The organism is Pseudoflavonifractor phocaeensis (assembly GCF_016901955.1).
In the GTDB taxonomy this organism is placed as follows: Bacteria; Bacillota; Clostridia; order Oscillospirales; family Oscillospiraceae; genus Flavonifractor; species Flavonifractor phocaeensis_A.
On sequence record NZ_JACJLC010000114.1, the window covers coordinates 1 to 7,635 of the forward strand.

The 7,635-nt window shown below is 60.0% G+C and carries 8 protein-coding genes and 1 pseudogene; 2 read left to right on the forward strand and 7 right to left on the reverse strand.

The genetic code is table 11. From position 1 onward, the window contains the following. Both H6B51_RS15545 and H6B51_RS15550 read left to right on the forward strand, forming a co-directional pair. A pseudogene (locus H6B51_RS15545) lies at positions 1 to 257 on the forward strand (iron ABC transporter ATP-binding protein); the annotation flags it as partial. A 47-nt stretch (positions 258 to 304) separates the two neighbouring features. Next, on the forward strand, positions 305 to 1,324 hold the full coding sequence (locus H6B51_RS15550) for a siderophore ABC transporter substrate-binding protein (RefSeq protein ID WP_204884546.1): 1,020 nt from the start codon (positions 305 to 307) through the stop codon (positions 1,322 to 1,324). Between the two features lie 467 nt (positions 1,325 to 1,791). Here H6B51_RS15550 and H6B51_RS15555 read toward each other — a convergent pair whose 3' ends face one another. The 7 genes from H6B51_RS15555 to H6B51_RS15585 form a co-directional block, all read right to left on the reverse strand. Further along, positions 1,792 to 2,022: a DUF4366 domain-containing protein gene (locus H6B51_RS15555; RefSeq protein ID WP_243421360.1), complete on the reverse strand. Its 231-nt coding sequence runs from the start codon at positions 2,020 to 2,022 to the stop codon at positions 1,792 to 1,794. A 126-nt stretch (positions 2,023 to 2,148) separates the two neighbouring features. Continuing rightward, on the reverse strand, positions 2,149 to 3,138 hold the full coding sequence (locus H6B51_RS15560; RefSeq protein ID WP_204884542.1) for a Gfo/Idh/MocA family protein: 990 nt from the start codon (positions 3,136 to 3,138) through the stop codon (positions 2,149 to 2,151). Between the two features lie 140 nt (positions 3,139 to 3,278). Beyond that, on the reverse strand, positions 3,279 to 4,217 hold the full coding sequence (locus tag H6B51_RS15565) for a transketolase family protein (RefSeq protein WP_204884543.1): 939 nt from the start codon (positions 4,215 to 4,217) through the stop codon (positions 3,279 to 3,281). Between the two features lies 1 nt (position 4,218). Continuing rightward, positions 4,219 to 5,064, reverse strand: coding sequence for a transketolase (locus H6B51_RS15570; protein WP_204884544.1), 846 nt, complete (start codon positions 5,062 to 5,064; stop codon positions 4,219 to 4,221). Between the two features lie 31 nt (positions 5,065 to 5,095). Continuing rightward, a complete protein-coding gene (locus tag H6B51_RS15575; RefSeq protein WP_204884545.1) occupies positions 5,096 to 6,139 on the reverse strand; it encodes an aldose epimerase family protein in 1,044 nt (347 codons plus the stop codon). A 22-nt stretch (positions 6,140 to 6,161) separates the two neighbouring features. Continuing rightward, on the reverse strand, positions 6,162 to 6,854 hold the full coding sequence (gene araD, locus H6B51_RS15580) for an L-ribulose-5-phosphate 4-epimerase (protein ID WP_275967552.1): 693 nt from the start codon (positions 6,852 to 6,854) through the stop codon (positions 6,162 to 6,164). A gap of 13 nt (positions 6,855 to 6,867) precedes the next feature. Further along, the coding region (locus H6B51_RS15585; protein WP_470382168.1) for an L-arabinose isomerase family protein at positions 6,868 to 7,635 on the reverse strand (768 nt) is incomplete at its 5' end.

A 7,635-nucleotide genomic window follows, 5' to 3' on the forward strand; every position in this document is an offset into this window, starting at 1 on the left:
ATATCTATCACGCCACCAACATGATGAAAATCGTCCGCCGCCTCTGCGACGAGCTGGGGAAGACGGTGATTTTGGTGCTGCATGAGATCAACTATGCGGCATTCTATTCTGACTATATCTGTGCCTTCAAGGACGGAAAAATCGCTAAGTTTGGCACTGTGGAGGAGGTGATGACGAAAGAGAACCTGTCCCAGATCTATCAGGTGGACTTCGAGATTCTGACCATTGCGGGCAAGCCCCTGTCCATCTACTATTGACTCTCTTATTTTCAGTACTTTTAGAAATGGAGTAACCAAAAATGAACATGAAAAAGATGCTTTCTCTTGCCCTGGCCGGTGTGATGGCCCTGAGCCTCATGGCCTGCTCCGCTCAAAATGGCGGCGATTCTTCCGAGAATACCTCCTCGCCCAGCAGCAGCCAGTCCAGTGAGGAAACCCAGAACAACGAAACCCCTGAGTCTGTGACCATTACCAGCCTCAATGCCAACAAGGAGGCGGCGGAGCTGGAGGTGCCTTACGATCCCCAGCGTATCGCCATTCTGGATATGGCCTCGTTGGACATTCTGGACGCCCTGGGCGTGGGCGACCGGGTAGTGGGTACTGCCTCCACCAGTCTGGAGTATCTCCAGGACTACATCAATGACGATATTGCCAACCTGGGCACCATCAAGGAGGCCGATCTGGAGGCCGTCATGGCCTGTGAGCCGGATGTCATCTTCATCGGCGGCCGCCTGGCTTCCAGTTATGACGCCCTCAGCGAGATTGCTCCTGTGGTCTACCTGGCCACTGATACCGAGCTTGGCGTAGTGGAAAGCGCGCGGCAGAACGCTACCACCATTGCCTCCATGTTTGGTCTGGAGGACAAGGTGGATGAGCTGATGGCTGACTTTGATGCCCGCATCGCCGCCCTGTCCGAGTTTGCCGCCGGCAAAACCGCCATTGTGGGCCTGGTTACCAGCGGCAGCTACAATGTGCTGGGCAACGATGGCCGTTGTTCCATGATCGGGCGGGAAATCGGCTTTGAAAATATTGGCGTGGACGCCAACATCGACACCTCCACCCACGGCAACGAGGCTTCCTTCGAGTTCATTGTGGAGAAGGCTCCTGATTACATTTTTGTCATGGATCGCGACGCCGCCATCGGCACTGACGGCGCCAAACTGGCTCAGAAAATTATGGAAAATGAGCTGGTGATGGGCACCGATGCCTATAAGAACGGCAATATCGTCTACCTGGCTCATCCCGCTGTGTGGTACACTGCTGAAGGCGGCATCACCGCTCTGGATCTGATGCTGCAGGATCTGGAGAGCGAGTTGCTGGGCTGAACTGTCTGCCCTAATGCCCTTAGCACCGAGTCGGAGTGGAACGATAAGAAATATACCAATATAATCTTCCCCTCGTTAAGAATTTCCCGCATGTGGGTTACCAACAAGTGGGGGCTTGCACTCGCCACACTCCCGCTTTGCGTCCTCCAGCGTTCCCGAATGGAATGCTTTTTCTCCGGCGTGGTCCTACGCACCTCGTCCTGGGCCTTTTCCAGTTCTTCCTCACGGCGGCATCCAGGGTCTGCTTAGCCGTGTAGCCGAACACCCGGTTTGCCTCCCGTCGTAAGGTGGTCAGGTCCTACAGCTTGGACGGCGCCTCTGTCTTCCTTTCAGGGGTGACAGAGGTGCAGGTCGGCAAGCCCTCCCGGATCACAGCGTCCTCTCAAAACCGCCATCTGCCCTGGATGTGACACCCAGAGCAGATGCAACGGTTTTGGCAACACTCGGCTTCCCGCAGATCAGCAGCTTCATTTTGTTTCCTCCGTTTCTTCCGGTTCAGGGTAGTCCTCGTTGATATATTCCTCCTCATCCTCAAAAGCATAATCATCCGGCTCAGCGCTGACCTTTGCACTCTGCTTGGGCTTGATGAACTTGATATAGACGAAGGCTCCACCGCTGCCCAGCACCGCCAGCAGTCCCTTGCTCAGGATCGTTTTTGCCTCTTTCATGATGGTCTCCATCCGTCTGTCCTGGTCCACCACTTATGCCCTCCGGATTTGCGCACCACTTGCAGCGCAAAGGGTGGCCTTTAAAGAAGATCAAGCCTTACCATATAAAACGGGAGCGGCGCAGCTTTCCCGCCGCACCGCTCTCTTGTATGTTTCTCAGTCCAACCCTTCGCAAGGATAACGCAGGGCCATTTGAGCCCGTAGGTGATCCATGACCTCCATGATATGGATAGTCTCTTCCTGAGGCATGGAGGAACATTCCAGAGCCCCCTCTTGAATGGCCCGAGCAGTTTCCAGCACCTCGTACTCGTAGCCGGTAAGCTGGTCTGGACACACCAGTTCCCTGACCAGCTGGTAATTCTCATCAAACACCTTCAGTCCCTGAGGATTGTTGATATTCTCCACCATCATAAAGCCTTTGGTGCCATAGATCACCCCATACCGGTCGGAAACGGCGTTCACCGCCGCAGTGATCACAGCCGTGCGACCGTCCCTCCAAGTGAGGGTAATGCTGTTGGATAGGTCAACTCCCGCTTCGCTCTTGACGCAGCTGCCCTGGACCCCCGCGGCCCGGCCAAAGACCATCTCGGCAAAGTTCAGACCGTATACCCCCACGTCCAGCAGGGCTCCCCCCGCCAGTTCCGGAGTAACGATGCGCTCCTTCTCGGTCACCGAATAGCACAGGTTGGCAGTGAGCATTTTGGGTTCCCCGATGCATCCGGATTCCAGTGTCTCCTGGATGATCCGCCGCATGGGCTGGTACCGGGTCCAGATGGCCTCGGTCACCAGCACCCCCTTGTCCCGGGCATAGCGGATGGCTTCCACAGCCTGACGGGCGGTGACAGTAAAGGCCTTCTCGCACAGGATGTGCTTGCCGTAGTCGGCGCACAGCTTGATGTGGGCATAGTGGTGGGAGTGTGGAGTGGCGATGTACACGAAGTCCACCGCCGGGTCGGCCAGCATCTCCTCATAGGAGCCGTAGGCCTTCTCTACCCCGTTAGCCTGCGCAAAAGTCTGGGCCCTGGCCAGGTCCCGGGCCGCCACGGCGTACAGGGATACGGTGTGATCCCCACTGTCGTTGAGCTTGCGGATGGTCTCCGCCATGAGCACACCGATACGGCCCGCTCCTAAGATCGCCATATTCATAGTATGCGCCTCCCTCTTTGTGATTTTATTTGATTCAGTATACCCCTCTTGTCAAAGCACCTAAGACAACCACAGGCCCGCGGCGTTGCCGCGGGCCTGTGACTCCTCATAGCTCTTTTTCTCTCAGGTATGCGAAGGACTTACTGAAAATCCTTCACGACCTCCACGATGTGGTCAGCGCACAGGCCGAACTGCTTCAGCAGGGCGCCGGCGGGACCGGAGTGGCCGAACTCGTCGTTGACGCCAATACGACGGACAGGAGTGGGCAGCTTCTCGCTGAGCAGGCCACACACAGCCTCACCCAAGCCGCCGATGACAGAGTGCTCCTCGCAGGTGACCACCTTGCCGCAGGTCTGAGCAGCCTTGAGCACCAGCTCCTCGTCCAGGGGCTTGATGGTACCCAGGTTGATGACCATGGCGTTGATACCGTCGGCGGCCAGGGTTTCGGCGGCCTGGAGGGCCTCGGCTACCATAAGGCCGTTGGCCATAATGGCCACATCAGTACCGTCCCGCAGGACCTCGCCCTTGCCGATCTCAAACTTAAAGGTGGCCTCGTCGTGGATGACGGGCACGGCGGCCCGGCCAAAGCGCATGTAGACGGGGCCCTGGTGCTCGTAAGCGGCCTTTACCATAGCCTTGGCTTCCACGTCGTCGGAGGGGGACATGACCACCATACCGGGGATGGAGCGCATGAGAGCAAAATCCTCGCAGCACTGGTGGGAAGCACCGTCCTCCCCCACGGAAATACCGCCGTGGGTGGCGCCGATCTTCACGTTCAGGTGGGGGTAGCCGATGGAGTTGCGCACCTGCTCAAAGGCACGGCCGGCGGCAAACATAGCAAAGCTGGAGGCAAAAGGCACCAGCCCCATGGTAGACACACCGGCGGCCACGGCGATCATGTTGCTCTCGGCGATACCGCAGTCAAAGTGGCGCTCAGGGAACGCCTTTTTAAAAGTACCAGTCTTGGTGGCGCCGGCCAGGTCGGCGTCAAACACCACCAGGTCCTCGTGGATAGCGCCAAGCTCTTTCAGCGCGTTGCCATAGCTGTCGCGGGTCGCGATCTTCTTCACTTCCGCCATCTTACATCGCCTCCGCTTCCGCCAGCTGAGCCTTCAGCTCATTCATGGCAATCTCATATTCCTCGTCGTTGGGGGCCTTGCCGTGCCAGCCAGCCTGGTTCTCCATGTAGGAAACTCCCTTGCCCTTGGTAGTCTTCATGACAATGGCAAAGGGCACGTCCTTGGTGGAGCGGGCCCGGGCAAAGGCCTCTTCCATCTGGTCAAAGTCGTGGCCGTCGATCTCCGCCACCTCAAAGCCAAAGGCCTTCAGCTTGTCGGGGATGGGATAGGGGCTCATGACATCATCAATGCGGCCGTCGATCTGCAGGCCGTTATTGTCGATGATCACGCACAGGTTGTCCAGCTTATAGTGGTGGGCCAGCATGAAGGCCTCCCACACCTGGCCCTCCTGGATCTCGCCATCGCCCAGCAGAGCGTACACCCGGCAGCCCATGCCCTTATGCTTAGCGGCCAGCGCCATACCGGCGGCGGCGGACACGCCCTGGCCCAGAGAGCCGGTAGACATATCCACGCCGGGGGTCATGTTCATGTTGGGGTGGCCCTGGAGGTGGCTGCCGATCTGGCGCAGGGTGAGCAGATCGCTCACGGGGAAGAAGCCCCGGTTGGCCAGAGTGGCGTACAGGCCGGGGGCGGTGTGGCCCTTGGACAGGACAAAACGGTCCCGGTTCTCCGCCTTGGGATCGGCAGGATCGATGTTCATCTCCCGGAAATACAGATAGGTGAACAGATCAGCGGCGGACAGACTGCCGCCGGGATGGCCGGCCTTGGCGCTGTGGGTACCCTCGATGACGCCCATACGCACCTTGCAGGCCGCGATCTTCAGTTGTTTCTTCTCTTCAAGTGTCATACGTCAAGCTCCTTTTTCATTCCCTCTGCTCTCAATCTTCCACGGTGAAGCGGTACACCGTCTCATGGGCGTACTTCGCACCCTTCTCCAGCACGGCGCTGGGGAAGTTGGAATGGTTGGGAGAATCGGGAAAGTACTGGGTCTCCAGGCAGAAGCCCCACCGGTAGTCGTAGGGTGCCCCGTCCTTTCCGGCGGGGCAGCCGTCCAGATAATTGCCGGAGTAGAACTGGATGCCCGGCTTGGTGGTGAGGGTCTCCATGACGATGCCGCTGGTCTTGGACCAGGCCTTGGCCGCCGGGCGGAGCGTTCCGTCCGCTCCGTCCAGCACCCAGTTGTGGTCATAGCCCTTGGCCATCTCCAGCTGGGCAAAGGGATCGTCCACGTGGGCCCCAATGGGCTGGGGCTGCCGCAGATCCATGGGGGTCCCCTCCACCGGGGCAATCTCCCCGGTGGGGATGGAACCAGGGTGGGTAGGGGTATAGTGCCCGGCGTGGATCTGGATGAACTGGTCGCTCACCGGACCGCTGTTGTGGCCGGACAGGTTGAAGTAGGCGTGGTTGGTTAGGTTGCACAGGGTATCCTGGTCGCACTCCGCCACATAGCGGATGCTGAGGGCGTTGTCCTCCATGCGGTAGGTCACCCGTACTGTCAGGGTGCCGGGGTAGCCCTCCTGGCCGTCAGGGCTGATGAGGGAGAGGACGGCCTGGTTGTCCGTCTGCTCCTCCACCGTCCACACCTGCTTGTCAAAGCCCACGGGGCCGCCGTGAAGGTGATTTACGCCGTCGTTGGCCCGCAGGGGGTACTCCCTTCCGTTGAGGATAAAGCGGCTGCCGCCGATGCGGTTGGCGTACCGGCCAACCAAGGCCCCCAGGAATTTGTCCTGGGTCTGATAGTCCTCCAGGGTATCCATACCCAGGAGCACGTCCACCGGGTCACCGTTCCGATCAGGCACCTCCAGACTGCGCAGGGCGCCGCCGTAGGTGATAATCCGGCAGGTCATCCCCCCGTCCCGGAGGGTGAGTTCTTCCACCGGCGTGCCGTCAGCCATGACCCCGAAGGGGGTTCTGTTCTCCATGAACGCCGCCTCCTTCCGCGCCTCAGCCCTGGCCGTAGTAGGCGCCGGGGCCGTGCTTGCGGAGATAGTGCTTGTTCAGCAGCTCCTGCTGCATGGGTCCCTTCCAGGGATTGATCATCATGGCGTGCCAGTCCATGAAGGCCACCTCTTCCAGCACCACCGCGTTGTGCACCGCGTCGTGAGCATCCTTGCCCCAGGCGAAGGGGCCGTGGCTGTGGACCACCACCGCGGGGATGGTCATGGGGTCGATCCCCTTAAAGGTCTCGATGATTACGTTGCCGGTCTCCAGCTCGTACTCCCCGGCGATCTCCTCCGGGGTCATCTTGCGGGTGCAGGGGATCTCGCCGTAGAAATAATCCCCCTGGGTGGTGCCCATGGCGGGGATCCCCATACCGGCCTGGGCAAAGGTAGTGGCCCAGCGGCTATGGGTGTGGACCACGCCCCCCATCTCGGGATAGGCCCGGTAGAGGGCCAGGTGGGTGGGGGTGTCGCTGGAGGGCTTCCACTTCCCTTCCACCCGCTCGCCGGTGGCGATATCCACCACTACCATATCCTCGGCGGTCATGGTGTCATATTCCACGCCGGAGGGCTTGATGACCATCAGGCCCTTCTCCCGGTCCACCCCGGACACATTGCCCCAGGTGAAGGTGACCAAACCGTATTTGGGCAGCAGGAGGTTGGCCTCCAGCACTTCCTGTTTCAGTTGTTCCAGCATTGCCGTTCACCTCTTACTTCAGCTTCCAGGCCAGATCGTTGAGGAAGAGCTGCTGCTCCAGGCCCTCCACGGTAGTGTCCTTGGTGATGTGGACAAACTCGATGTCCATCATGTTGGCCCAGTCCTTCATCTGCTCGGCGGTGACGTCGTAGCTGAGGACGGTGTGGTGGGCGCCGCCGGCGGTGATCCAGCACTCCACACCGGTGGTCAGGTCCGGCATGGCCTGCCACATGACCCGGGCCACAGGCAGGTTGGGCATGGGCATGATGGGCTTGACACAGTGGATGTCCTGGCAGATCAGCCGCAGCCGGCCGCCCATGTCGATGAGGGACACCACGATGCCGTCGCCTTCCTTGCCCTCGAACACCAGCCGGGCGGGGTCCTCCCGGTCGCCGATGCCCAGGGGGTGGACCTCGATGCGGGGCTTGTCAGCCGCCACAGAGGGGCAGACCTCCAGCATGTGGGCGCCCAGGCTGTACTCCTGGCCCTTTGCCAGGTGATAGGTATAGTCCTCCATGAAGGCGGAGGCGCCGTTGCCGTTCTCGCCCATGGCCTTCATGATGGCGGTCATGGCGGACACCTTCCAGTCGCCCTCGCCGCCGTAGCCGTAGCCCTGGGCCATCAGGTGCTGGCTGGCCAGACCGGGCAGCTGCTTCATGCCGTAGAGATCCTGGAAGGTGTTGGAGAAGGCCTTGCAGCCCTCGGCATCCATCATCTTCTTCATGGCGATCTCTTCCCGGGCCTGGTAGCGCACAGTCTCCAGGTCGTCGGTGGCAAAGTC